Source organism: Luteimonas colneyensis (assembly GCF_014836665.1).
Lineage (GTDB): Bacteria > Pseudomonadota > Gammaproteobacteria > Xanthomonadales > Xanthomonadaceae > Luteimonas > Luteimonas colneyensis.
This window is the reverse complement of sequence record NZ_JACSQJ010000002.1, coordinates 345,252-370,241: the sequence shown is the minus strand read 5'-3', so window position 1 is coordinate 370,241 and position 24,990 is coordinate 345,252. Positions and strand designations below refer to the sequence as shown.

Annotated in this window: 21 protein-coding genes and 1 pseudogene; 8 read left to right on the top strand and 14 right to left on the bottom strand. The window is 72.7% G+C overall.

Going from position 1 to position 24,990, the window contains the following annotated elements; all coding sequences use genetic code 11:
• Positions 1-60 precede the first annotated feature (60 nt).
• The 4 genes from H9645_RS05815 to H9645_RS05800 are packed head-to-tail and all read right to left on the bottom strand — an operon-like array spanning position 61 to position 3,666.
• The gene (locus H9645_RS05815; RefSeq protein WP_191728772.1) at positions 61-1,956 is read right to left on the bottom strand and encodes a phospholipase D family protein; all 1,896 of its coding nucleotides are present in this window, start codon (positions 1,954-1,956) and stop codon (positions 61-63) included.
• Positions 1,953-2,519, bottom strand: coding sequence for a YceI family protein (locus H9645_RS05810; RefSeq protein WP_191728771.1), 567 nt, complete (start codon positions 2,517-2,519; stop codon positions 1,953-1,955). Before H9645_RS05810 ends, H9645_RS05815 begins: the two co-directional genes overlap by 4 nt.
• A complete protein-coding gene (locus tag H9645_RS05805) occupies positions 2,516-3,004 on the bottom strand; it encodes a SixA phosphatase family protein (RefSeq protein ID WP_191728977.1) in 489 nt (162 codons plus the stop codon). The genes H9645_RS05810 and H9645_RS05805 overlap by 4 nt, the downstream gene beginning before the upstream one ends.
• Before the next feature lie 26 nt (positions 3,005-3,030).
• The gene (locus tag H9645_RS05800; protein ID WP_191728770.1) at positions 3,031-3,666 is read right to left on the bottom strand and encodes a ParA family protein; all 636 of its coding nucleotides are present in this window, start codon (positions 3,664-3,666) and stop codon (positions 3,031-3,033) included.
• Between the two features lie 104 nt (positions 3,667-3,770).
• Here H9645_RS05800 and H9645_RS05795 point away from each other — a divergent pair, with 104 nt between their 5' ends.
• The 3 genes from H9645_RS05795 to H9645_RS05785 all read left to right on the top strand — a co-directional run bounded on the left by H9645_RS05795 (position 3,771) and on the right by H9645_RS05785 (position 7,842).
• Positions 3,771-5,258 (top strand): AAA family ATPase, encoded by a 1,488-nt coding sequence (locus tag H9645_RS05795; protein ID WP_191728769.1) that lies wholly within the window; start codon positions 3,771-3,773, stop codon positions 5,256-5,258.
• A 76-nt stretch (positions 5,259-5,334) separates the two neighbouring features.
• On the top strand, positions 5,335-6,996 hold the full coding sequence (locus tag H9645_RS05790; protein WP_191728768.1) for a Tle-like phospholipase domain-containing protein: 1,662 nt from the start codon (positions 5,335-5,337) through the stop codon (positions 6,994-6,996).
• A 189-nt stretch (positions 6,997-7,185) separates the two neighbouring features.
• Complete coding sequence (locus tag H9645_RS05785) at positions 7,186-7,842, top strand: ankyrin repeat domain-containing protein (protein ID WP_191728767.1); 657 nt, start codon at positions 7,186-7,188, stop codon at positions 7,840-7,842.
• A gap of 9 nt (positions 7,843-7,851) precedes the next feature.
• Here H9645_RS05785 and ggt read toward each other — a convergent pair whose 3' ends face one another.
• A complete protein-coding gene (gene ggt / locus H9645_RS05780) occupies positions 7,852-9,579 on the bottom strand; it encodes a gamma-glutamyltransferase (protein ID WP_191728766.1) in 1,728 nt (575 codons plus the stop codon).
• Positions 9,580-9,700: 121 nt separating this feature from the next.
• Here ggt and H9645_RS05775 point away from each other — a divergent pair, with 121 nt between their 5' ends.
• Together H9645_RS05775 and H9645_RS05770 are read left to right on the top strand one after the other, a co-directional pair.
• Positions 9,701-11,248, top strand: a complete 1,548-nt coding sequence (locus H9645_RS05775) for a Tle-like phospholipase domain-containing protein (RefSeq protein WP_191728765.1) — start codon at positions 9,701-9,703, stop codon at positions 11,246-11,248.
• Positions 11,249-11,341: 93 nt separating this feature from the next.
• Positions 11,342-11,998 carry an ankyrin repeat domain-containing protein gene (locus tag H9645_RS05770; protein WP_189497895.1) on the top strand — a complete coding sequence of 219 codons (657 nt, stop codon included), beginning with the start codon at positions 11,342-11,344 and terminating at the stop codon, positions 11,996-11,998.
• A gap of 37 nt (positions 11,999-12,035) precedes the next feature.
• On the opposite strand, the gene H9645_RS05765 is transcribed toward H9645_RS05770, so the two are convergent.
• On the bottom strand, positions 12,036-12,671 hold the full coding sequence (locus H9645_RS05765) for a tetratricopeptide repeat protein (RefSeq protein ID WP_191728764.1): 636 nt from the start codon (positions 12,669-12,671) through the stop codon (positions 12,036-12,038).
• Between the two features lie 66 nt (positions 12,672-12,737).
• Entirely contained in the window at positions 12,738-14,576 is a 1,839-nt protein-coding gene (locus H9645_RS05760) for a putative bifunctional diguanylate cyclase/phosphodiesterase (protein WP_191728763.1), read from the bottom strand.
• Positions 14,577-14,764: 188 nt separating this feature from the next.
• Between H9645_RS05760 and H9645_RS05755 the strand changes: the two genes are divergently transcribed.
• Positions 14,765-18,544 carry an indolepyruvate ferredoxin oxidoreductase family protein gene (locus H9645_RS05755; RefSeq protein WP_191728762.1) on the top strand — a complete coding sequence of 1,260 codons (3,780 nt, stop codon included), beginning with the start codon at positions 14,765-14,767 and terminating at the stop codon, positions 18,542-18,544.
• Between the two features lie 12 nt (positions 18,545-18,556).
• Here H9645_RS05755 and H9645_RS05750 read toward each other — a convergent pair whose 3' ends face one another.
• From H9645_RS05750 to H9645_RS05735, 4 genes are all read right to left on the bottom strand, one after another.
• Positions 18,557-18,793 carry a hypothetical protein gene (locus tag H9645_RS05750; RefSeq protein WP_191728761.1) on the bottom strand — a complete coding sequence of 79 codons (237 nt, stop codon included), beginning with the start codon at positions 18,791-18,793 and terminating at the stop codon, positions 18,557-18,559.
• Between the two features lie 104 nt (positions 18,794-18,897).
• Positions 18,898-19,653 carry an SDR family NAD(P)-dependent oxidoreductase gene (locus H9645_RS05745; RefSeq protein WP_191728760.1) on the bottom strand — a complete coding sequence of 252 codons (756 nt, stop codon included), beginning with the start codon at positions 19,651-19,653 and terminating at the stop codon, positions 18,898-18,900.
• A gap of 136 nt (positions 19,654-19,789) precedes the next feature.
• On the bottom strand, positions 19,790-20,737 hold the full coding sequence (locus H9645_RS05740; protein WP_191728759.1) for an aldo/keto reductase: 948 nt from the start codon (positions 20,735-20,737) through the stop codon (positions 19,790-19,792).
• Between the two features lie 61 nt (positions 20,738-20,798).
• Positions 20,799-21,134: a hypothetical protein gene (locus H9645_RS05735; RefSeq protein WP_191728758.1), complete on the bottom strand. Its 336-nt coding sequence runs from the start codon at positions 21,132-21,134 to the stop codon at positions 20,799-20,801.
• A 29-nt stretch (positions 21,135-21,163) separates the two neighbouring features.
• On the opposite strand from H9645_RS05735, the pseudogene H9645_RS05730 reads away from it, so the two are divergent.
• Both H9645_RS05730 and H9645_RS05725 read left to right on the top strand, forming a co-directional pair.
• Positions 21,164-21,349, top strand: a pseudogene (locus tag H9645_RS05730) (RNA polymerase sigma factor); the annotation flags it as partial.
• Positions 21,346-21,918: a hypothetical protein gene (locus tag H9645_RS05725; RefSeq protein WP_191728757.1), complete on the top strand. Its 573-nt coding sequence runs from the start codon at positions 21,346-21,348 to the stop codon at positions 21,916-21,918. The pseudogene H9645_RS05730 and the gene H9645_RS05725, both read left to right, overlap by 4 nt.
• 5 nt (positions 21,919-21,923) lie before the next feature.
• Here the strand turns inward: H9645_RS05725 and H9645_RS05720 are convergent, their stop codons facing one another.
• The 3 genes from H9645_RS05720 to H9645_RS05710 form a co-directional block, all read right to left on the bottom strand.
• Positions 21,924-22,544, bottom strand: a complete 621-nt coding sequence (locus H9645_RS05720) for a DUF938 domain-containing protein (protein WP_191728976.1) — start codon at positions 22,542-22,544, stop codon at positions 21,924-21,926.
• A gap of 84 nt (positions 22,545-22,628) precedes the next feature.
• Positions 22,629-22,832 (bottom strand): hypothetical protein, encoded by a 204-nt coding sequence (locus tag H9645_RS05715; RefSeq protein WP_191728756.1) that lies wholly within the window; start codon positions 22,830-22,832, stop codon positions 22,629-22,631.
• A gap of 306 nt (positions 22,833-23,138) precedes the next feature.
• Complete coding sequence (locus H9645_RS05710) at positions 23,139-24,815, bottom strand: M28 family peptidase (RefSeq protein ID WP_191728975.1); 1,677 nt, start codon at positions 24,813-24,815, stop codon at positions 23,139-23,141.
• Positions 24,816-24,990: the final 175 nt, after the last annotated feature.

Here is a 24,990-nt window from a genome sequence, read left to right as displayed (position 1 = left end):
AAAGGTCACAGGTGCCCGCGCCGGGCCCGCGCGCCGACGAACGGTCATTTCGGGGGGGTCTCAGAGAATCGGGGCCAGGCCCGCGCCGAAGGCGGTGAAGATCCGGGTCAGGATCGCCTTCAGCCCGATGCGCACCTCGGGGAAGTCGCCCACCGGCTCGTGGCAGTCGCGGAAGCGCGGATCGCCGGGCGGCAGGGGCACGGGGCAGTCCGGCCCCGGGCGGAACTCGTAGGCGGTGGCATAGCGCGTCGGCCAGAGATCGAACACCGGCAGCGACTCCGACACCTTGCCCAGCGAGTAGTCGAGGCCGGAGAGCACCACCGGCCGGTCGCGCGGCGCGACCACCCAGGCGTTCGCCGGAGCCATGTCGCGACGGATGCTGTCGGCGAGCGCGCGCGCGAACGCGTCGTCCTCGATCACCACCGCGCTCTCGGTGTTGTAGTCGTCGCCGCGCGGATCGAAGTTGTGGGTACCGACCACGCCGATGCGCTCGTCCACCACCAGCGACTTCGAATGCAGGCCGAAGCGCACGCCGCCGCGCTTCAGCGGCACGCGTTCGTGCGCGGAAAAGCCCGACCAGCGCAGCGCGGAATACTCCCGTTCCAGCGGGCGCGTGCGCGGCGCCCGCGATTCGTCGGCGGGTGCCACCGGCGCCTGTGCGCCGCGATCGCCCAGGTCCACCGTGCCGGTGGCCTCGACGTCGATCGGCGCATCCTGCGGGAAGGGCTTGAACTCGTGGATCTCGAAGCCGAACTCGCGCAGGTGGCGGCGCTTGTACTTGTACGAGAGCGCGTAGGTGATGAAGGCGTCGGTGGCTGCCAGGCTGTTGGTCGACACCAGCACGCGCGGCGGGTCGTCGCGCCGGTGCAGGCGGGTGAACAGGTCCTGTGCGCCGGGCGACAGCACCAGGTAGGGCGTCTGCAGGATCACTTCCTCGCGCGCGCCTTCGATCAGCTCCAGCAGGCCGCGCGTGGACGGCGCCACGCCCTCGTAGCCCGAGCGATGCTTCTCCGGCGGATCGGAAATGAAGTCGACCGCGCCCACCGGCATCGACGCCGCGGCCAGCGCATCGACGAGCAGCGGATCGTCCGCGTCGCGCGAGATCCGCTCCACGCGCTCCGGCAGCTCGAACGGCGCGTGCGGCACCGGCGGCACGCCCTCGCGCAGCAGCAGGCGGCCGACGTCGGCGAGCTCCGGCAGCGTGCGGGTGAGGCGCGCGTCCCAGTACTCGTCGAAGCTCGCGGCCATGCCGGCCACCGTGGGGCCGGCGACGAACAGGTCGCGGTCGCGGAAGTTGTACTCGGGGTCCCAGTCGTAATAGCTGTTCTGGTAGTTGCGCCCGCCGGTGATGCCGACCAGGCCGTCGACCAGCAGCAGCTTGTTGTGCATGCGCTGGTTGAGCCGCCGCCAGCAGCAGGCTGCGGCCAGCACGTACTGCGGATAGTTGATGCGCGCGCGCCCGAGCAGCGGGTTGTAGATGCGCATCTCGAAGTTGGCGTGGGCGCCGGCCAGCGCCGCCAGCGTCTCCACCTCGCGCAGCGCCGACAGCTGGTCCACCAGCACCCGCACCTTGACCCCGCGGCGCGCGGCGGCCAGCAGTTCGTCGAGGAACAGGTGGCCGGCATCGTCCTCGTCGAAAATGTAGGTCTGCAGGTCCACCGACCGCTGCGCGGAGCGGATCAGGCTCAGCCGCGCCAGCAGCGCGTCCTGGCCGTAGTCGAGGATCAGCGCGTGGTGGCGGGAGGCGGCGGGCGTGCTCGCCGCCATCGCGTCGAGGCCCAGCGCGCGCAGCGACGAGGGCGAGGCGCAGGCGTCGTCGCGCGCGCAATCCACCAGCACCGGCCGCGCCTGGGCCGCGATGCGCGCCGCCGCCCCGGCCTGCTCATCCGACAGCGTGGCGCAGGCGCCGGTCGCCAGCATCCAGGCCAGCAGCAGGAGTTTCAGCAGCGGTTTCACTCCCCGCCGCCCTCCATGCGGATGCGCAGTTCGAAGCGGACCTTGCGTCCGACCACGATCGGCCAGCGGTTCATGCCGTACGCCGTGCGGTCGACCACGCCGGCCGCCAGCACCGGACAGTCCAGCGCCGGGCGCGCGCAGGCCGACGCCAGCACGGTGAAGGCCTCGCGCCGCTGGATGTCGCGGATGCTCAGCACGCCCCGCAGCTGCCCGCCCAGTTCGAGCAGGGCCGGATCGAAGGGGTCGGACAGGAAGGTGATCCAGGGAAACCGCCGGGCGTCGAAGAAGCCGGCGCCGCGGGTCATCTGCGAGCGGCGCGCGCTGTCCAGGATCTCCACGTCGGCCGCCGACAGCGACAGCCGGACCTGCTGCCGCCCATCAGGCAGCCGCGTCACCTCGCCGTCGAAGACCGGGAAGCGGCCATCGATCGTCTCGCCCCAGCGGGTGACCAGCTGGAAGCCGACCCGCGAGGCGGCGGCGTCGATCCCGGTCGCGCGCACCGGCAGCGCGGCCAGCGTGGCCGCGACGAGGGACAGCCATGCAATGACGCCTGCACGCCTCACGGCCACCAGAAGTCGGCAAGGCTCGCGGCGCCCGGCTCGACCTCGGCGGCCACGGGCAGGCGCAGATGCGCGATCGCACCGGGCGGCATCCCGCGGTAGTCGCCGGACTGGCCGCTGTGCAGCAGCGCCGCGAGCCGCTCCAGGCCGGGGTTGTGGCCGACCAGCATCAGCCGGCCGAGATCGCGATGGCCATCGGCCAGGGCCGCCAGGGTCCCGGGCGTGGCGTCGTAGATCGCCGGCTCCAGGCGCTGGTCGACGTAACCGATCACGGCGAGCACGGCCTCGAGGGTCTCGCGCGTGCGCCGCGCCGGCGAGCACAGCACCAGATCCGGCAGCAGCCGGTGTTCGAGCAGCCAGCGCCCGGCAGCCTCGGCTTCGGCCTGGCCTTCGGGCGACAGCGGGCGGTCGAGGTCGGCCTGCCCGGGACCGGCGGCTTCGGCATGGGCGTGGCGCAGCAGCAGGATGTCCCGGGTGTCGATCGCCATCGTGTCCTTCTCCTTGCCGGGCGCGGTCAGGGCCTGCCCAGCCATTTCAGCAGCGGGGCCCAGTCCGCCTGATGGTCGCGGACCTGGGCCGAACGGTAGTCGAACAGGCTGCGCCCGAGGCCGACCAGCAGCACGTAGGCCTGGCTGTCGCGCAGCGTGGCCACCACCGGGTAGGGCCACTGGCCGAGCAGGTCGAGCGTGGCCTGCGAAGCGTTGGTCCACGGCTTCATGCGGTTGGCCACCAGGCCGACGCGCAGTTCGCCGCGGCGCACCCGCGGGTGCTGCGCGAGCGTGTTGAGGAAGTGCACGGTGGCATCGAGGTCCAGCGCCGACGGCTGCACCGGCACCACCACCGCATCGGCATGCTCGAGCCAGACCCCGAGGTCCTCGGCCATCGCGCCGGCCGGCGCGTCGACCACCACGCGCTGGGTGGTTTCGGGCAGCGACTTCCAGGCCGCCTTGGCACGCCGTGCGCCGGGCACCGGCAGGACCGCGCTTTCCAGCGCCGCGCGGCGCTCGGCCCAGCGCGTGGACGACTGCTGCGGATCGGCATCGACCAGCGCCGTGCGCCGGCCTTCCAGGGCCGCGTGCGCGGCGAGGTGGGTGGCGATCGTGGTCTTGCCCGCGCCGCCCTTCGAACTGGCCACCAGCACCGTCTTCATCCGCTCTCCGGTCACGTCCGTCCGCGTTCGCAGTCGAGGGTACACCGCCCCGGCTGCGCTGGCGCACATAGAATGTCCACTCTCCCGAATCATGCACGCGAGCCATGAGCGACTTGCAGGACCTGGCCGCGCTGATCCGCGCCGACACCCCCCTGGTCATCGTCGAGACGCCCGACGAGCCGCGGGTGGTCGAGCTGTTCCGGCAGTCGCTGCTGCACGTCTGGCGCGCGCTGTACCGCTGGACGATCACCGAGGGCCTGCGCCGCATCGACCTCGACGGCGAGGATCCGGCCGAGGCCGCGCCCGACGCCACCACCACCCTGCGCGCGATCCACTCCGCCGAACAGCGCGGCGTCTACCTGCTGCTCGACTTCCACCCCTACCTCGGCTACGCCGGCACCCAGCGCATGCTGCGTGACCTGTTGCAGCGCCGGGACTGCCTGCCCCACGTGCTGGTGCTGGTCGGCCACCGGGTGGAGCTGCCGGCGGAGCTGGAGGCCAAGGCGGTGCGCTTCCGCACCCGGCTGCCGGATGCCAACGACCTGCTGAAGATGGTCCGCGAGGAGGCCACGCGCTACCAGGCCGAGCACGGCGGCCGCCGCGTCGAGGCCGACGCCGACGCGGTGAAGCTGATCGTCCGCAACCTCGGCGGGCTGTCGCTGCCGGACGCCCGCCGCATCGCGCGCCAGCTGATCTTCGGCGACGGCGCGCTCGGCCACGACGACCTGCCGCGGCTGGCGAAGCTCAAGTTCGAACTGCTCAACCGCAGTGGCCACCTGCACTACGAATACGACACCGCCCGGTTCTCCGACGTCGCCGGCGCCCGCGCGCTGAAGCGCTGGATCGACCAGCGGCGCACGGTGTTCGTGTCCGGCGAGGCTCCGCCGGGGCTCGACCCGCCGAAGGGCGTGCTGCTGCTGGGCGTGCAGGGCTGCGGCAAGTCGCTGCTGGCCAAGTCGATCGCCGGCGGCTTCGGCGTCCCGCTGGTGCGGCTGGACTTCGGCACGCTGTACGACAGGTTCCACGGCGAGACCGAGAAGAACCTGCGCGCCGCGCTCGAATCCACCGAGCAGCTGGCGCCCTGCGTGCTGTGGATCGACGAGATCGAGAAGGGGCTGGCGTCCTCGAACGGCGACGGCGACGGCGGCGTCTCGCGGCGCGTGCTCGGCTACCTGCTGACCTGGATGGCCGAGCGCAGGTCGCACGTGTTCCTGGTCGCGACCGCCAACCAGGTGCAGGACCTGCCCGCCGAACTGCTGCGCAAGGGCCGCTTCGACGAGATCTTCTTCGTCGACCTGCCCGACGCCGACACCCGGAGCGAGCTGTTCGCCCTGCACCTGCGCCGGCGCGGGTTGGCAGCCGAGGACTTCGAACTCGACGGCCTGGCCGCGGCCGCCGACGGCTTCTCGGGCGCCGAGATCGAGCAGGCCATCGTCTCCGGCCTGTATGCCGCGCACGCCGCCGGCACCCCGCTCAACGACTTCGGGCTGCGCGCCGAGCTCAGGCGCACCCGGCCGCTGTCGGTGGTGATGGCCGAGCCGGTCCAGGCGCTGCGCGACTGGGCGCGCGGCCGCACCGTTCCCGCCGACTGAGCTGCCTAGGGTCGATCCCAGCTGGCGACCGGCGTCGGCGTCCCTAGTCTGGTGGCATCCAGATCCGGAGTCGGCCATGAGCCTGCCCATCGCCAGCCAACTGTCCGTCGCGCAGCAGATGCGCATCGATGATCGCTTCACGCAGGCGCTGCAGCCGCCCCCGTCGCTGCAGCAGGTGGCCAATGCGTATCCGCAGGGCGACGGCAGCTTCGCCAGCCAGGTGGCCGGCACCCAGCCGCAGCCCGACCTGGACCTGCAGCTGGCGATGATGGCCAACGACGTCTACGCCGCCGACAACCCGCAGACCGAGCAGGCGCTGCAGGATGCCGGCTGGCACCGGCTCGAGCCCAGCGCCGACGGCAGCGCGCTGGTCGACGCCCAGGGCAACGAGATCCCGATCGATCCGGCGCTGCTCAGCACCAGCGAGGGCTTCGACGCCGCCATCTACCAGAACGAGCAGGGCCAGTACGTGGTCGCCTACCGCGGCACCGACGACTGGGGCCTGGCGCCTTCGGGCGATGCCGACGACAACGGCCTGCAGGGCCTGGGCTTCGAAACCGGGCAGTACCGCGACGCGGTCGCGCTGGCCGAGGCCGCGCAGCAGGCGTTCGGCGAGGGCAACGTGGCCTTCACCGGCCACTCGCTGGGCGGTGGCCTGGCGTCCGCCGCCTCGCTGGCCACGGGCGTGCCCGGCGTGACCTTCAACGCCGCCGGCCTGAGCGACCAGACCCTCGAGTCGCTGGGCTTCAATCCCAACGCCGTACGCGAGGACGCCGCCGACAGCGGCCAGCTGCGCCGCTACATCGTCAATGGCGACCCGCTCAACGCCGCACAACAGGACGTGCCGCTGATCCCGATCCTCAACATGTCGCCGCCGAACGCGGTCGGCCACGAGCTGCGCATCGACCCGCCCGCTGGCATGGGCGGGCTGGGCGACCTGGCCGCGCTGCACGGCGGCGGCGGCGACGGCGCCTCCTACGTCGACGCCCTGCGCCAGAACGCGGCCTACGACCCCGCGACCCGCCCGACCCTGTCCGAGCAGGCCGGCGGCGCCGTGAACACCGGCTTGGACCGCCTCGGCGACTTCGCCGGTGGCCTGCTGACCGCGGGCGGCGAGCCCGCGCTGGGCTGGGCGGTAGACGGCCTGCTCGACGTGGGTGGCGACGTCCTCGACGCCGGCATCAGCACGGCCGGCAACATCGCCATCGACGGCCTCGAGCGCGTCGGCGAGTACAACCTGAACCAGCTAGGCAGCGTCATCCGCCAGGGCGTCGAAGTGGCCGAGGAAGCACGCGGCAACGCCTCGGAAATGATGGACGGCCTGTCGCAGGCGGGCGACGAGTTCCTGCAGGGTGACGTGGTCGACGCCACCGCGCAGGCGGTGGGCGACGTCGCCGACTTCGCCATCGACACCGTCGGCAGCCTGGCCGACGGCGCCATCGGCCTGGTCGGGGACACCACCCAGAACCTCGCCAACGCCGGCGGCGGTCTGCTGCGTGACATCGGCGACGCCACCGGCCTCGAAGCCCCGCTCGACGCCGTGGCCGGCGTGGTCGAGGGCGCGGGCCAGGTGGTGAGCGACGCTGCCGACGCGGTGGGTGACGCGGTCGACACCGTGGTCGACGTGGTCGGCGACGGCGTGGAGATCGTCGCGGACGTGGCCGGCGACGTCGGCCAGGCCGTGAGCGACGGCGCGACGTGGCTGGGCGAGAAGCTCAACCCGGTGAACTGGTTCTGACCGCAGCCGCCGCGCCGGTCACGCAAGGCGCGGCCCTGACGTAGTAAGTTGGCCCGCATGTCCGACGCCCCCAGACCGCAGCCCGTCGCGGCGCCCTCCCCCGGGACGGCGCCGCGTCGCTTGCGCCTGCTGGTGGCCGCGTCGCTGATGCTCGCCTCCACCGCCGGCTGCGCCCGGCAAGGGACAGACGTGACCCAAGGCCAGGCCTTTGCAAACCCGGGCAGCGCCCAGCTCGCCGACGCCGTGCTGGCGGGCGACGACGCGCTGGCGCGCGAACTGATCGCCGCCGGCGCCAACCCCAACGCCGAGGACGACCACGGCCAGCCGCTGCTGCAGTGGGCGATGAAGCGTGGCGACCGCGACGCCTTCCGCCTGCTGCTGGCGCTGGGCGCCGACCCGGCGCGCGGCAACCGCGACGGCCGCACCGCCCTGCACCTGGCGGCGATGGGCAAGTCGCGCGACTGGCTGGAGGCGCTGCTCGAACACGGCATGTCGCCCGACACGCCCAATACCGTCACCGGCGCCACGCCGCTTTACGACGCGCTGCGCGCCGACAGCGACGGCAACGTCGACGTGCTGCTGCGCGCCGGCGCGCGCGTGGACGTGGCCGACCGCAACGGCACCACCCTGCTGCATCACGCGGCGATGGTGAAGGACACCGGCGCGGTGGTGCGCTTCCTCGAGGCCGGCGCCGATCCGCGCGCCACCGACCGCACCGGCGCGACCTTCCAGGACTACCTGTTCAAGGGCGACCCGAAGCTGCTCAACGCAGGCACGCGCCGTGACCTCGGGAAGATCGACGCCTGGCTGGAAGCCAACGGCGTCGCGGTGCAGCCGCGCGGCTGAGGCGCGGCCTCAGTAGCCCGCGGCCTGGCCGTCCTTGCGGGATTCGCTGGCGCCGGTCCAGCCGCCGTGCGGGTTGGCCATGATCGCCTGGTAGCCGCCGAAGGGCCCGAGCGCCGAGCGCACGGAATGCCCGCGATCCATCAGCGCCCGCAGCGTCGCCTGCGGGAAGCCGGATTCCAGTTCGATCCAGCCGCCGTCGGACATCACCGTCGCCTGCCCCGCCGGTTCGGTGGAGCCGTCGTGGTGGATGCGCGGCGCGTCGCCGGCCTCCTGCAGGTTCATGCCGAAATCGATCATGTTGAGCAGGATCTGCACGTGGCCCTGCGGCTGCATCGCGCCACCCATCACGCCGTAGGACAGCCAGGGCTTGCCGTCCTTCGTCACGAAGGCCGGGATGATGGTGTGGAAGGGCCGCTTGCCCGGCGCGTAGGCGTTGGGATGCGAGGCGTCGCCGAGCACGAACTGCTCGCCGCGGTCCTGCAGGATGATGCCCAATCCCGGCGGCGCCATGCCGCTGCCCATGCCGCGGTAGTTGGACTGGATCAGCGAGACCATCATGCCGTCGGCGTCGGCGGTGGTGAGGTAGATCGTGTCGCCCTCCTCCAGCTCGCGCGGCGTGGCCGGCTGGACCTCGCGCAGCACGCGGTCGAGCGACATCAGCCTGCCGCGTTCGCGGGCGTAGCCCTTCGACACCAGCTTCGCCACCGGCGCCGGATGGAAGGCGGGGTCGGCGTACCAGCGCGCGCGGTCGGCGAAGGCCAGCTTCTTGGCCTCGACGAACAGGTGCACGTGCTCGGGGCTGCCGAAGCCGTAGGACGCGAGGTCGTACGGTTCGAGCAGGTTGAGGATCTGCAGCGCGGCGATGCCCTGGCCGTTGGGCGGCAGCTCCCACACGTCATGGCCGCGGTAGTTTGTGGACACCGGGTCGACCCACTCGCCCTGGTGCGCGGCCAGGTCGTCGTAGGCGAGGAAGCCATCGTTGGCCGCAAAGTAGTCGCCGATCACGCGCGCGATGTCGCCGGCATAGAACGCATCGCGGCCACCGTCGGCGATCTTCTGCAGGGTGTCGGCGAGGTTCGGGTTCTTCCAGGTCTCGCCGCTGCGCGGGGCGCGGCGGCTGCCGTCGGCATCGGCCACGGTGAACTGCTCGCTGAAGCCCGGCCACTTCGACAGCCGCGGCACCGATCGCGCCCAGTAGTAGGCGATGGTCTCGTGCACCGGATGGCCGTCGCGCGCGTAGCGGATCGCCGGCGCCAGATTCTCGGCCATCGTGCGCCGCCCGAAGCGTTCGTGCAGCGCGAACCAGCCGTCGACCGTGCCCGGCACCGTCACCGGCAGCGGGCCGTGCGCGGGGATGTCGGTCAGCCCGCGGCGCTTGAACTCGGCCGCGGTGAGCGAGCGCGGCGAGCGGCCCGAGCCGTTGTAACCGTGCAGCCGGCGCGTCTCCGGGTCCCAGACGATGGCGAACAGGTCGCCGCCGATGCCGTTGCCGGTCGGCTCCATCAGGCCCAACGCGGCATTGGCGGCGATCGCCGCGTCCACAGCGGAGCCGCCGGCCTTCATCACGTCCAGCGCGACCTGGGTCGCCAGCGGGTGGGAGGTCGCGGCCATCGCGTGCGGGGCATGCACCTCGCTGCGGGTGGCGAAGGGCTGGCCGGTGATGCGGTCGGCGGCATGGGTGGCCGGCACCGTGGCCAACAGCAGGGCGGCGAGGAGGAGGCGTGGCTGCAGGGACATTCGCAAGCGGACCGGGGATGGCGGAAGCGCGACCTTAGCAAGCCCACCTAGGGTGCGCCCCCGATTGAACCGCGGCGGCGGGAGCGGTCCACTGGCCGCAGACTCCTGCGGGACCGCTCCCATGCTGCACGCGCGCCTGGACAACGACTCGACCTCCGCCCTCCATCTGCGCGGCCTGCAGCCGTCGCCTCCGCCGCCCGCGCCGCCGGAAGCCGCCAACGCCCCCGCGCTGCAGCCGCTGCAGGGCCGCCACGAGCCCGGCTACCACCCGCAGCTGGGCGCGCTGTCGCCCGCCGCGCCCCAGGGGCCGCAACCGCAGTCGCAGTCGCCGCAGTGCGCCCCCGGCGGCGTCGGCCCAGGCGAGCTCTCGGCACTGGCCAGCGGCCAGCAGGCGCAGGAATTCGACGTCGTGCTGTCGCAGCTCGCCACCGCCGTCTACGGCACGCGCGGCGCGCCGCCGGCCGGCTGGACCGAAGTCACCGACGCCGACCTGGCCGCCCGCGGCATCGACGATCCCGCCGCCTGGCGCGCCCAGTACCTCGACGGCGGCGACCAGCTCACCGCCCAGCACTTCAAGGCCGAGATCTACCAGGACTGCAACGGCAACTTCGTCCTCGCCTACCGCGGCACCGACGGCAGCGGCACCGACTGGATGAACAACTTCCGCCAGGGCGCGGGCTTCACCACCAGCGACGAGATCGACAAGTTCAGCGGCCTGGCCACGCGCACCGCGGTCGAGTTCGAGCGCCGCTTCGGCACGCCCGACGCCGACGGCAACGCCACCAACCTCGCCATCACCGGGCACTCGCAGGGCGGCGGCCTGGCCTCGGTGGCCTCGCTGGCCTCCGGCGTGCCGGCGGTCACCTTCGACGCCTCCGGCATCCATCCCAACACCTTCGACCGCCTCGGCATCGACCCGCAGGCCGCGCGCGACCTGGCCGAAGGCGGCCTGATCCGCCGGTACTCGATGGGCGACGACCTGCTGACCAACTTCCAGGAGAACAGCCCGTTCGCGCTCGCCGCGCCCGACGCGCTGGGCACGCAGATCGTGGTCGATCCCGATGGCGTGCAGGACCTGACCCTGGTGCCGCGCGGACTCGACGCCGAGACCGGCCTGTCGACGCCCGTGGCCTGGGTACTGGGCGCCGGGCTCGAGGCGGCGGACCGGCTGAACGTGCCGGTGCTGGGCGGCGTGGCCGGCCTGGTGCGCGGCGCGGTCAGCCACAGCCCCGAGCTGCTGACCGAGGCCATGATCCAGCAGCAGCCCTGGCAGCCCGGCTACCAGAACCCGCCGCAGAGCACCGCCGGCAGCCTGATCGACGCGGTGCCGGACGTGCTGCAGGACGACTTCGCGCGCAACACGCATGACCTGGTCGGCGACATCGCCGGCGAATGGGAGACCAACATCGCCAGCGGCAACGTGGTCGAGGGCGGGATCCGCATCGCCGGCGACGTGGTCGAGGGCGTGTTCAACTCCACCGGCGACACCGTGCGCACCGGCACCGACGCGCTGGCCGAGCGCATCGACAACAGCGTGGGCGGTCCGGTCGGCGACATCGCCGCGGGCCTGGTCTCCGGCGGCGGCCGCGTGGTCGAGGGCGTGGCCGACTTCGGCGGCAACGTGCTGGAGACGGGGTTCGACCTGGTCGGCAGCCTGTTCCGTCGATAACACGCGCCTGTGGCACCATCGGGCTCCATGCGCAGCGGTGTCCTGATCCTCCTCCTGGCGGCGAGCGCGGCCGCGTGCAGCCGAGCCCCCACCTTGGACCATCCCTTCACTGATCCGCAGCTTGCCCCGCTCGCCGACGCCGTCGCGCGCGGCGATGCCGACGCCCTGCGCGCCGGCCTGGCCGGCGGCGTCCACCCCGACACCCCGGGCAGCGACGGCAGCAGCCTGCTGCAGCTGGCCGTGGCCGCGGGGCGCGCCGACGTGGTCGAGGTGCTGCTCGATGCCGGCGCCGATCCCGATCGCCAGGCCCCGGGCGGCGGCAGCGCGGTGCACGTGGCCGCCTTCGGCGACGACCCGGCGCTGCTGAAGCTGCTGCTCGACCGCGGCGCCAACCCCGACCAGCCCAACCGCGTGACCGGCGAGACCCCGCTGGTGCGCGCCATCCTCGGCGGCGGCCGCGAACAGGTGCGCATGCTGCTGGCCGCAGGCGCCGACCCCGGCGCGGCCGACCACAACGGCACCACGCCGCTGCACGCGGCTGGGTCGATCAATGCCGGCGGCATCGTGCTGGAGCTGCTCGAGGCCGGCGCCCCGGCGCACGCCACCAATTCGGCCGGCGAGACCTTCCAGCCCTACTACTTCCAGATGCGCGAGGCCCTGCTTAACGCGCGGGCGCGCGACGAACGCGAGGCGGTGCGCGCCTGGCTGCGCGCGCACGACGTGCCGCTCGAAGCCGGCAGCGGCGGCTGAACGCGGCGCACCGCCCGCCACGGGCGGCACGCCCGGCTCAGGGCCAGGGCGGCGGCGCGACCTTCCAGGCTTCGGCCACGCGCGCCAGCACGGCGCGGTCCTCGTCGGTCCAGTCCGGGAGCAGGCGCGCCAGGTCGGGCGAGGTCCACAGCGTCGGCTCGGTGCGCACGGCGGCCGCGTACCAGCGGATGGCCTCGTCGCGGCGGTCCAGCTGCCACAGCCCCAGTGCAAGCGTCGGTGGCAGCCAGGCCGGACCCTTCAGGCGCTCGGCGCCGGCGATCCGCCACTGGGCCACCGCGCCGGCGACGTCGCCGCTGCGGTACAGGTCCCAGCCGTGGTTCCAGTGCAGCGAATCGAGCTGGCGCGCGTTGTCGGGATTCTGCTTGGCCTCCTGGTACAGCGCGGCCCCGGTGTCGGTACGGCCGGCTGCATAGGACAGGTGCGCGAGCTGCGCGGCGGCCAGGCTGGCGCCACGGCGTCCCTGTCGATGGACCTTCAGCAGGCGCTCGATGGTGGCGTCGTCGTTCCCGGGATAGAGCACCAGCGGACTGGCCACGTCGGTGTCGGGTTCGAAGTAGAACTCCTTGGGTCGTGGCACATCCTGCGCGCACAGACCGAAGGGCAGCGAAGCAAGCACGAGGGCGGCGAGCCGGCGTGCGAAAGCATGGTTCATTGCATCGATACGGGTAGCGGGGCCCCTGTACCCCGCCGCCATGGTAGCGGCAACCGCCCCGGGATTTCAGCCCTGCAGGCTGAAGATGGAACGCAGTTCCGCCTCCGGGACCGGGCGTCCGAAGTGATAGCCCTGGCCCAGGGCGATGCCGCAGTCCATGACCGCCTGCACCTGCTCCGCGCGCTCGATGCCCTCGGCCACCACCTTCAGCCCGGCCTTGGCCGCCACCGTCGCGATCGCGGCCAGGATCGCCATGTCCAGCGGATCCCCGGGCAGGCCGGCGACGAAGCTGCGGTCCACCTTGAGGCCGTCGATCGGGAGGTGCCTGAGCCGGGCCAGCGAGGACTGGCCGGTGCCGAAGTCGTCCAGCGCGACCTGGACGCCGAGTTCGCGCAGGCGCTCCAGGGTGGCGATCGCGAACGGCGCGTCCGCCAGCAGGGCGGTCTCGGTGAGCTCCAGCCACAGCCGGCCGGGCGCCAGCCCGCTGGCCTCGAGCGCCGCGGCCACGTCGTCGACCAGGCCCGGCTGTTCGAGCTGGCGGGCCGAGATGTTCACCGCCAGGGTCAGCGGCCCGGACGCGGACGACGGCCAGGCCGCCGCGGCGTGGCAGGCCACGCCCAGCAGCCAGCGACCCAGCGGCACGATCAGGCCCGAGGCCTCGGCGACGTCGATGAACTCGCCGGTCGGCCGCCACTGGCCGACGTCGTCACGCCAGCGCAGCAAGGCTTCGGCTCCCACGAAGCTTCCGTCCACGAGCCGCGCCAGCGGTTGGTAGTGAACGTGCAGGCGCCCCTCCTGGTGCGCCTCGCGCAGCGCGCGCTCCAGGTGCATGCGCTCCACCAGCGCGCGGTGGCGGCCGGCGTCGAAGACCTCGCAGCGGTCCAAGCGGCCGAGGCTGCGCGCCCGGTGGCTGGCGAGCTCGGCATTGCGCAGCAGCATGTCCGCCGACGGCGCCGCGAGGTCGTGCGAGAACGCGATCCCGGCCACGGCGCGCAGCCCGCCGCGGCCACCGCCCGCACGCTCGACGAGTTCGACGCAGCGGCCGGCCAGGGCCAGCGCGTCGGCCTCGCGCAGGCTGCGATGGGGCACCAGGGCGAAGGCGTCGTCGCGCACCCGCGCCAGCGTCGCCTCCTCGCCCAGGCCTTCGCGCAGCGCCGCGGCCACGGCCACCAGCGCTGCGCCGCGATCGTCATCCCCGCAGTCCACCTGCAGGTGGATGGCCGTGATCGCCGGCTCGCCGCTGCCGGCCGGGCGCAGCGCGCTATGCGCGACCTCGAGCAGGTGGTCGCGGTTGGGCAGGTTGGTCTGCGCGTCGTGCAGTTCGAGGTAGCGCAGGCGGCGCTCGGCCTCGTGGCGGCGATGGATCTCGGTCACCATCGCCACGTAGTCGCCGATGCTGGCGGCGAAGGCCTGCTCGACCGCGCTCCAGGCCCGCGGGCGTCCGATCTGTTCGTGGCAGACCACGCCCACGAGCGCGCCCTCTCCGCGGACCGGTGCGTCGAGCAGGGACGCGACCTGGTGGCGGTCGAAATAGCCCCGCAGCGTCGACAGCCCGCGATCGCGGTGCACGTCGGCGGCATCGATCACCCGGACCTCGTCCAGGCGGCGGCCGTATTCGGAGTCGGCGTCCAGGGCCTCGTCGTAGCCCGGATAGTTGTGTTCGCCGCTGCGGCGGTCGTAGGCGTGGATGCAGCGCAGCACGCCATGCGCGGGATGCAGGCGCCAGACGTTGACCCGGTCGACCTCGAGCACCTCGGCCGACGTCTCGCAGATGCGGGCCAGCGCCCATTCCAGGCTCTGCCGCCCGGTCCAGCACTGCCGCGCCAGCGCGACCAGCGCCTGGTTGTGCCTGCGTGCGCTGCTGCCGTCGTCCACCGGCGGCGCCTCCGCGCAACGCTCCTGCATGGCCGCCACCTCCTGGTCCCCCGTCGGCCCCGCGGCCCATGTAGCGCCCGCAGGAGTTAAGAAAAGGTCATGAAAATGGCGTCGCTGATAGAATCCGCGCCGCTTCCGCGTCCCCGTCCGCCCCCACGCACCGTGCCGGGCGGCCGGGCCGCGCCCTCAGCCAGCGCCTTGCCCGCACGGGGTCCCGCATGACCAGCACCGCCGAACTCTCCTCGCCCGCCTCCGCCAGCACGGGGCTCACCCGCGGCGTCACCGACCCCGACTACACGCTGGACGACAGATACGCGCGCACGCAGGGCCGGATCTATCTCTCCGGCGTCCAGGCGCTGGTGCGGCTGCCGCTGATGCAGCGCCTGCGCGACCAGGCCGCCGGCCTCGACACCGGCGGCTTCGTGTCCGGCTACCGCGGCTCGCCGCTGGGCGGCTTCGACCTGGAGCTGTGGCGCGCGCGCAAGCACCTCGAAGCCGCGAACGTGCACTTCAAGCCCGGCCTCAACGAGGACCTCGGCGCGACCATGGTCTGGGGCACGCAGCAGACCAACCTGTTCCCGGGCGCGAAGGTCGATGGCGTGTTCGGCATGTGGTACGGCAAGGGCCCGGGCGTGGACCGCTCGGGCGACGTGTTCAAGCACGCCAACGCCGCCGGCACCTCGAAGCATGGCGGCGTGCTGGCGCTGGCCGCCGACGACCATGCCTGCCGCTCGTCCACGCTCCCGCACGGCTCGGAAGGCGAGTTCACCAGCGCGCTGATGCCGATCCTCAACCCGGCCGGCGTGCAGGACATCCTCGACATGGGCCTGCTCGGCTGGGCGATGAGCCGCTACACCGGGCGCTGGATCGGCTTCAAGACGATCGCCGAGACGGTGGAGTCCTCGGCCTCGGTCGACGTCGATCCGTTCGCGCTCGACATCGTCACGCCCGACGACTTCGAGATGCCGCCGGGCGGCCTCGGCATCCGCTGGCCCGACCCGCCGATGGAGCAGGAGATGCGCCTGCACCGCTATGCGGTCAAGGCGGCCCAGGCCTTCGCGCGCGCCAACCGCATCGACCGCGTGGTGATCGACTCGCCCAACGCGCGCCTGGGCATCGCCACCACCGGCAAGAGCTACCTCGACGTGCTGCAGGCGCTGGAATACCTGGGCCTGGACGCGCGCGCCTGCGCGGAGCTCGGCATCCGCGTCTACAAGATCGGCATGACCTGGCCGCTGGAGCCGATGGGCATCCGCGCCTTCGCGCGCGGGCTCGAGGACATCCTGGTGGTGGAGGAGAAGCTGTCCTTCATCGAGAGCCAGATGAAGGAGCTGTTCTACAACTTCGACTTCGGCCTCGCCGGCGGCCGCCGCCCGTCGATCGTCGGCAAGCACGACGAGGCCGGCGAGTGGATCCTGCCGTCCACCGGCGAGCTGACCCCGGCGACCATCGCCGGCGTGATCGCGCGCCGCATCCAGCGTTTCCATGACTCGGAGCACATCCGCGACGTGCTGCGCTGGATGGAGGAGAAGGAAGGCGCGCTGGCGCTGCCGCGCGCGCAGTTCCCGCGCGTTCCGCACTACTGCTCGGGCTGCCCGCACAACACCTCCACGAAGGTGCCTGACGGTTCGCGCGCCATGGCCGGCATCGGCTGCCACTACATGGTCACGTGGATGGACCGCAGCACCGACACCTTCACCCACATGGGCGGCGAAGGCGTGACCTGGTCGGGGCAGGCGCCGTTCACCGCGACCGAGCATGTCTTTCAGAACCTCGGCGACGGCACCTACTTCCACTCCGGCACGCTGGCGATCCGCCAGTCGGTCGCCACCGGCGTCAACATCACCTACAAGATCCTCTACAACGACGCCGTGGCGATGACCGGCGGCCAGCCGGTGGACGGCACGCTGTCGGTGCCACAGATCGCGCACCAGGTGCGGAGCGAAGGCGTCGAGGTGATCGCGCTGCTGTCCGACGAGATCGAAAAATGGAGCGATCACTCCATCTTCCCCGCCGGCGTCAGCTTCCATGACCGCCGCGAGCTGGACGACGTGCAGAAGCGCCTGCGCGAGGTGAAGGGCACCAGCGTGCTCATCTACGACCAGACCTGCGCCACCGAGAAGCGCCGCCGTCGCAAGCGCGGCAAGATGGTCGACCCCGACAAGCGTGTGGCGATCAACTCGCTGGTCTGCGAGGGCTGCGGCGACTGCGGCGTGAAGTCGTTCTGCGTCTCGGTGCTGCCGAAGGAGACCGAGTTCGGGCGCAAGCGCGAGATCGACCAGTCGGCCTGCAACAAGGACTTCAGCTGCGTCGAGGGCTTCTGCCCCAGCTTCGTCACCGTGCACGGCGGCAAGCCGCGCAAGGGCAAGCCGGCCACCGGCCTGTCGAAGCTCGCCAACCTGCCCGAGCCGGTGTTCGCCAGCGACGGCACGCGGCCCTGGAACATCCTGGTCACCGGCGTCGGCGGCACCGGCGTGGTCACCATCGGCGCACTGATGGGCATGGCCGGGCACCTGGAAGGCCGCGGCGCGACCGTGCTCGACCAGACCGGGCTGGCGCAGAAGGGCGGCGCGGTCACCACGCACATCCGCATCGCGCCGAAGCCGGCCGACATCCACGCCGTGCGCATCGCCGCCGGCGAAGCCGACCTGGTGCTGGGCTGCGACATGGTGGTGGTCAACGACTACTGGACGCTGTCGAAGCTGCGCGCCGGCCGTTCGCAGGTGGTGCTCAACAGCTACGAGGCGATGCCCGGCACCTTCACCACGCGGCCGGACATGCAGTTCCCGGCCACCGACATCATCAGCGCGGTGCGCAAGGCGCTGGGTGGCGGCGACGAGGCGGCGATGAGCGAGGCCGCGGCGGCCGCGCGCGCGCTGAGCGTGGTCGATGCCACCCAGCTCGCCACTGCGCTGCTCGGCGACGCCATCGCCGCCAACCTGTTCATGCTCGGCTACGCCTGGCAGCGCGGCCTGGTGCCGCTGTCGCTGGACGCGCTGATGCGCGCGGTCGAACTCAACGGCGCCGCGATCGAGATGAACAAGACCGCCTTCGCCTGGGGCCGCCTGGCCGCGGTCGACATCGAGGCGGTGTACGAAGCCGCCGGCATCGTGCGCAATCCGCGCACGCGCGCCGAAGCCACGCCGTCGCTGCTCGATCCGCTGCCGCCCGGCGACTGGGAAGGCAACGAGTGGGGTGCGACCAGCGCGCCGAAGCCGCAGCGCCGCGACGACGGGCTGCGCCACCTGCCCGCGTCGGCGACCGGCGCCGCGACGGGCAGCGACGGCGCCGCCGACGGCGACGACATCGCCTTCCTGCCGCTGGACGACGCGCGCCTGTCGCGCAGCCTGGACGAGCTGATCGCCCGCCGCACCGCCTTCCTCACCGACTACCAGGATGCGAAGTACGCCCGTCGCTACGCCGACTTCGTCGCCCGCGTGCGCAGCGCCGAAGCCACCCGCGCGCCCGGCGGCACCGACCTCACCGAGGCCGTGTCGCGCTATTTCTTCAAGCTCATGGCCTACAAGGACGAGTACGAAGTCGCGCGCTTGTACACCAGCGGCGAGTTCGAGCGCAGGCTGAAGCAGCAGTTCGAGGGCGACTTCAGGCTGGAGTTCCACCTCGCGCCGCCGCTGCTGGCGAAGCGCGACGCCGAGGGCCGGCTGCGGAAGAAGGCCTTCGGTCCGTGGGTGTTCAGCGCGTTCAGGCTGCTGGCGAAGCTCAGGCGCATGCGCGGCACGCCGCTGGACGTGTTCGGCTACACCGGCGAGCGGCGCACCGAGCGCCGGCTGATCGACGACTACGAGCGCACGGTCGGCGGCCTGCTGGAGACGCTGGACGGCGGCAACGTCGACCTCGCGGCCGAGATCGCCTCGGTGCCCGAGCACATCCGCGGCTACGGCCACGTCAAGCACGCCCACCTGGAGAAGGCGAAGGCGCGCGAGGCGGACCTGCTCAGGGAGTGGAACAACCCGCTGCGGATCGTGCAGGCGGCGTAAGGGGGCAGACCCTTACCCGCTGCAGCCTCCGCAGCAGACCGAAGGCTGCTGTTCGACCTCGCCGGGCAGCACCCGTGCGCCGATGCCGTTCAGCAGCTCCATCAGCGCCGCGGCGTCGATCGCCGCGTTCACGCGCAGGCCCTGCACCAGGTCGACGTCGACCACCGATGCCGGATCGAAGGCCAGCAGCGCGTCCTCGATGATCGCCAGCGGCGGCAGCGGCTGCGACGCGCGCACGTGGAATTCCATCATCGTCTCCTGCATGCGGCGCCGGGGGCGCCGATGGCCCATGCTGGCGCCGCACCTGCCGGCGCGCGCTGACCCAGGTCAAGCCCGGGCCGGCCGCCGGGGCGCTATTGCGCCAGGTAGCCGCCGTCGACCGGGTAGTACGCGCCGGTCACCAGGCTGGCGCGGGCGCTGGAAAGCCATGCCACCAGGTCGCCGACCTCCTGCGGCTGGCCCAGGCGTCCGACCGGATGCAGCGCGGCCAGCTGCGCCAGCGCCTCCGGGTCGTCGCCCAGGATCGGGGTCTCGATGAAGCCCGGCCCCACCGCGTTGATGCGGATGCCGCGGGTGGCGTATTCCAGCGCCGCGGTTTTCGTCAGCCCGACGACGCCGTGCTTGGAGGCCACGTAGGCCGAGGCCGTGCGCCAGCCCGCCTGGCCGAGGATGGAGGCGATGTTGACGATCGCGCCGCCGCCGCGCGCCAGCAGCGCCGGCAGCTGCGCATGCATCGCGTAGTAGACGCCGTTGAGGTTGACGTCGATCACCCGGCGCCAGGCCTCCGGCCCCAGTTCCCCGGTGATCTTCGGCTCGCCGCCGATGCCGGCGTTGTTGACCGCGATGTCGAGGCCGCCGTATTCGTCCAGGGCGGCATTCACCGTCGCTTCGTGGTCGTCGTACCGCGAAGCGTCGGCGCGCACCACCACGCCGCGGGCGTCGGCGCGCTCCGCGCGCATCAGCGCCAGCGTGCGTTCGCAGCCCGCGGCGTCGAGGTCGGCCAGCACCAGGTCCGCGCCCTCCCGCGACAGCACCAGCGCGATCGCCCGGCCGATGCCGGAGGCCGCACCGGTGACGATCGCCGCCTTGCCCCCGAGTTCGAGATCCATGCCCGTCTCCTGCAGTGGAAGAGGGGCCGAGTATGGCCGCGCCGCGGCGGCCACCGCTTGCGCTGGATCAGTGTCCGGCGCCGCCCGCGGACAGCACCGCGTGCGCGTCCATCACCTCGTCGGCCATCTGCCGCGCTCAGCCCAGCGCTTCGATGTATTCGACCATCCGCCTGCGCGTCGCCGCATCGGGCATCCGCCCGGTGGCCGCGCCCAGGTTGTCGACCAGGTTGCGCGGCTGGCTGGTGGAGGGCGTGGCCACCGTCACCGCCGGATGCGAGACCACGAACTTGAGGAAGAACTGCCCCCAGGTGGCGATGTCATGCTCGGCCGCCCAGTCCGGCAGCGTCCTGCCTTCGACCAGTTCCCACAGCCGCCTGCGCCCGAACGGCGCATAGGCCAGCACGCCGATGCCGCGCTCCTGCGCCAGCGGGAAGATGCGCTCCTCCATCGTCCGGTTGTCGACCGCGTAGTCGACGCCGATGAAGTCGATGTCCTCTTCGCGCATGTGCCGTTCGAGATCCGCGTACTGCTGCTCGAAGGTGGTGGTCAGGCCGATGTAGCGGACGCGGCCGGCGGCCCTGGCCTCGCGCAGGATGGCGAGCTGGGTGGACACGTCGCCCAGGTTGTGGACCTGCACGAGGTCGATGGGCGACTTGCCGATGCGCGCGAACGACGCGTCCAGCTGGGCACGCGCCGCCTCGGGATCGGCCTTGCCGCCGCCGCGGCCGGCGACGTTGAGCTTGGTCGCCCAGAACAGCCGGTCGGTGATCCCGGCATCCTGCGCGGCGCGGCCCGCGACCTCCTCCGAGGCGCCATAGCTCGGCGCGGTGTCGAACACGCGGCCGCCCTGGCGCACCAGCTTTTCCAGGATGTCGCGGATGCGCGCGGCGTCGCCCTCGCCGGCCACGCGCGCGAACGAGGCCGAGCTGCCCAGGCCCACCACCGGCAGCCGCTCGGTGGTGCCGGGGATCGCGCGGGTGACGAGCGCCTGCGGGGCGTCCTGCGCCAGCAACAGCCCCGGACGGATCGCCAGCGTCACGCCCGCCGCGGCGGACAACTTCAGGTACTCACGCCGGGTGAGCATGCGTGGCTCCTCGCTTCCAGGGACAGGCGCCCGTTCTATCACGGGATGCCCGGCCGGCAGCTCATTTCACGCGGCTTTCGAGCATGAAGTACGCCAGGTGCCCGAGCCCGGTCGCGCCCAGCAGCAGCGCCACCACGCCCGGGGTCACCTCGCGCACGCCGGTCAGCTCGACCAGGCCGAAGCCCACGGCCAGCGCCACCATCACCGCGCCCCACTGCAGCGACGACTGCCGGCGCCGACGGGTCTCGCCCTCGAGCAGTGCGCGCACTAGCTCCTCCGAGCCACGGGTCTCGATGATGCGGCGGCGGGTGTAGGCCTCCACCGTCACCTTGATGGCATAGGCGACGGCGATGAAGAGGGTGATGGGGATCTGGCTTCGACCTCGAGGCCGCGGCATCGGACCAGGAGCGCGCCCGCTACCTTCACCTCGCCATCGAGGCACTGCCGCCGCTGCAGCGCACGTTGCTCGCGCTCTACCATCTGGAGGAGATGCCGATCGCCGGCATCGCGGGCATCACCGGACTGGCCGAAGGCACGATCAAGAGCCACCTGTTCCGCGCGCGCAGGCGGCTGCGCGACCTGCTGGACGCACGCATGGGAGTACCGGCATGACCAGGAAGCACATCCTCCCCGCGGTCGATGCCGCGGAATGGGCACGACAGGAGCGCGGCCTGCAGGCCTCCCGGGGCCGGGCGCAGGGTGCGGCCCCGGAGGCGCATGGACACCCCACGGACGTCGCCCTGCCCGTCACGGACGACGCTGCGCTGAACGACTACCGGCTCGTGGCGACGGCGATCGCCACCGCGCCGCGCAGCGCCCCGCCCGCCGGCTTCGCGGCCGCGGTAGCGGCGCGTGCGGCAAGTCCGGCGCGTGCGGCGAGTCCGGCGCGTGCGGCGAGTCCGGCGCGTCCGGCCAGCGTCGGCATCCACGCGCGCAGTGACGCCGCCCAGACCGGCTTCGAGCGGCGCCTGGCCGGGGGCCTGCTCCTGCTCCTGGGCATCGCCGCACCGCTCGCGGCCGCGGGCGCGATCGCTCCCGCATGGCGGGCGCTGCGGCTCGGTCTCGGCGGTGACACGCTGTCGTGGACGGCGATCGCCGCCACCTGTATCGCCACCACCTGGGCTGTCGGCCAGGTGCGCCAGCTTCGCGCCGTGCCGCCGCCGTCTCCGCTTCCGCGCTGAGCGCGTCAGGTGCCCTCAACCCGCCGCCACGCCAGGCATCGGTTGTTCGCCGGCATCCCGACGTCCTCGACCAGCGCCAGCCCGGCCGCGCGGGCCAGCGCATCGATCGCCTCGAAGTCGCGGATGCCGGAACGCGGGTCGCGCGCCTTCAGCCAGGCATCGAAGGCGCGGTTGCTGTCGCTGGTATAGCCGCCGTCGTAGTTGAACGGCCCATACGCGACCAGCATGCCGCCCGGCGCGGGTGCCAGCACCGCGCCGACGCCGCGGAAGAACGCCTCGACGCCCTGCATGCCCATGATGTGCAGCGTGTTGGCGGTGAACACCGCGTCGGCCCCGGTGGCGGGCCAGCGCGCATCGAGCACATCGAGCGCGAGCGGCGGCGGCGTGTTCGCCAGCGCTGCGTCCGCCAGCCACGCCCGGATCCCGGGCAGGTGCACGGCGACATCCGACGCCTGCCAGGCCAGCCACGGCATCGCCTGCGCGAAATACACCGCGTGCTGGCCGGTTCCGCTGCCGATCTCCAGCACGCGACGGCGGTCGGCGAAGTGCCGCCGCAGCACGGCGAGGATCGGATCGCGATTGCGGTCGCAGGCGGGGGCGTGGGGCCTGGGGGTTTCGGGATCCATCGCGCCAGCGTGCCGCACGCCGGACGCTGGCACCAGCGCCGAAGTCAGCGACGCCGCCTCGGCCATGAAACCGATCAGCGCCGGTCACAGCAGCACGCCCGCATACCCCAGCGTGGTGACCGCCGGGATCGCCAGCTCCGCCGGCATCCGGGTCTGCTCGCCGGCGAGGCTGAACATCACCGGCACGATGCTGGTGCAGCCCAGGCCGAGCACCGCGCAGCCGAGCATCGCCGTCCAGAAGCCGGGCACCAGGGCCAGCAGCACCAGCCCGGCAAGGACACGAAGCACACCGCCCCGATCACCACCACCACGACCCGCGGCAGCGCGAAACCCCGCCCTCCCGCTGCCGGGCGGTCGCTCCGCCAGCGTTGCGCCGACCCCAGCCTGAGCAACCCCGCCGCGCCCACCGCACCCACCAGGCTGCCCACGCTGTCCCAGCGCCGCGTCATCGAGCCCCGCGCGCACTTGGCCAACGGCACGATCGCCGCCCAGGCCGCCAACACCAGCCCCGGCACCAGGAACGCCGCCCGCGTGGCCCGCGCCTGGGCCTCGATCGACGCGCCCGCCAGGGCCCGCGCGCCGTGAACCATCCGGTCAGCGGGCACGCATGCCCGCCGTCTCCTCGCGCACCGCGCGGAACTCGCTGCCGGCATCCCATTCCGGCCACGCCGACGCGTTGGCCACCTCGCGCACCAGCCGCAGCACCACCGCGGTATCGGCGGTGGGACCGCGCATGTCCCAGCCGTCGTCGAATTCATCCCCGGGCTGGTGGTAGCGCCTGGAGAAATAGTCCGCCCGCGCCGCCCGGCCGCCTTCGACGCCGCCCTCGACCTGGTCCATGCCCGGGCCGACGGTGATCGCCGGCACGCCCGCCTGCGCGAACGCGAAATGGTCGGCGCGGTAGAAGAAGCCGGCCTCGAGCTCGGGATCCGGCGAGTACGTGCGCCCTTCCGCCCGGGCTGCCGTCGCCAGCGCGCGCTCCAGCGAGACCTTGCCCTGGCCCCAGCTCGAAATGTCGCGCGTCGGCCCGTCCGGACTCCACATCTCCATGTTGATCGCCGCCGCCGTGGTCGCCAGCGGCCGCAGCGGATGCGCGGCGTAGTGGGTCGCCCCGAGCAGCCCGCTCTCCTCCGCCGTCAGCGCGATGAACAGCACGCTGCGCGCCGGCGCCGGCCCCGCCGCCATCACCCGCGCGATCTCGAGCATCGACGCGATTGCGGTGGCGTTGTCGACCGCGCCGTTGATGATCGCGTCGCCGCTGTCATCCGGGGTCCCCTCGCCGAAGCTGTCCCAATGCCCCGACACGATGACCGTCTCGTCCGCGCGCCCGGCACCCGGCAGCAGCCCCAGCACGTTGTGGCTGGTGATCCGGCTGCGCTTCACCGCGAAGCCCGCCGAGAACGCCACGCCGTCCAGCGCGCGCCCCCGGAACCCCGCCTGCTGCGCCTCCCGCTTCGCCGCCTCGAACGACAGCCCCGCCTCCCCGAACAGACGCTCCGCCGTCGCCCGCTGCATCCATCCGCGCACCGGCAGGTGGTACGTCGCCGCGTCCGCGCGCACGATGTCGAACTGCGGTGCCGCGCGCCCGTTGCGCACCGTCGCCCACGGATACGCCGCCGGCGCCGTCTCGTGCACGATCAGCACTCCTGCCGCCCCGCGCTTCGCCGCCTCGATGTACTTGTAGGCCCAGCGCCCGTACCACGTCATCGCCGGCCCGCCAAAGCGCCCCGGCGCCGTCCCGAAATCCGGATCGTTGACCAGCACCACCACCACCTTGCCGCTCACGTCCAGGCCCGCGTAATCGTCCCAGCCCAGTTCCGGCGCCGTGATCCCGAAGCCCGCGAACACCACCGGCACCCCGCGCAGCGACACGTCGCCCTCCGGATGCAGCGTCTCCAGCGCCACGTCCTCACCGTTCGCCAGGGCCCACTCCCGCCCCCCGACCGAGAACGACGCCGCCACCGGCCCCGCGATTTCCGTCCGCGCCAAGGTCACCGCCTGCGTCCAGCCCCCGGCCTCGCCCGCCGGCCCCAGCCCCGCCGCCGCGAACTCCCGGCTGATGTAGGCGACCGTCTTCTCTTCCCCCGCCGTCGCCGGCGCCCTGCCCTCGAACCCGTCCGACGCAAGCACGCGCAGATGCTCCGCCAGCCTGTCCCCGCTGATTACGTCCCCTGCGGCGTCACCGCCCTCTTCCCCCTGGGCCGCCACGGGCCGCGCACTGCAGCCCACCAGAAGAAGCGACAGCACCGACGCCGTCGCCAACCCCACCATCGAACCCGCCGCGCGCGCCATGAGCATCACCCCGTACGAAGATCCACGATTGTGCTCCCCACGCACATACCGCCGCATCCACCGGCACCACGGAGCCCTCCCCGCTCCACCGACCCACCGCACCGCTTCGCAGGCTCGCGGGGCGCGACGTGCCCACCGAGCACATGCTGCGAAT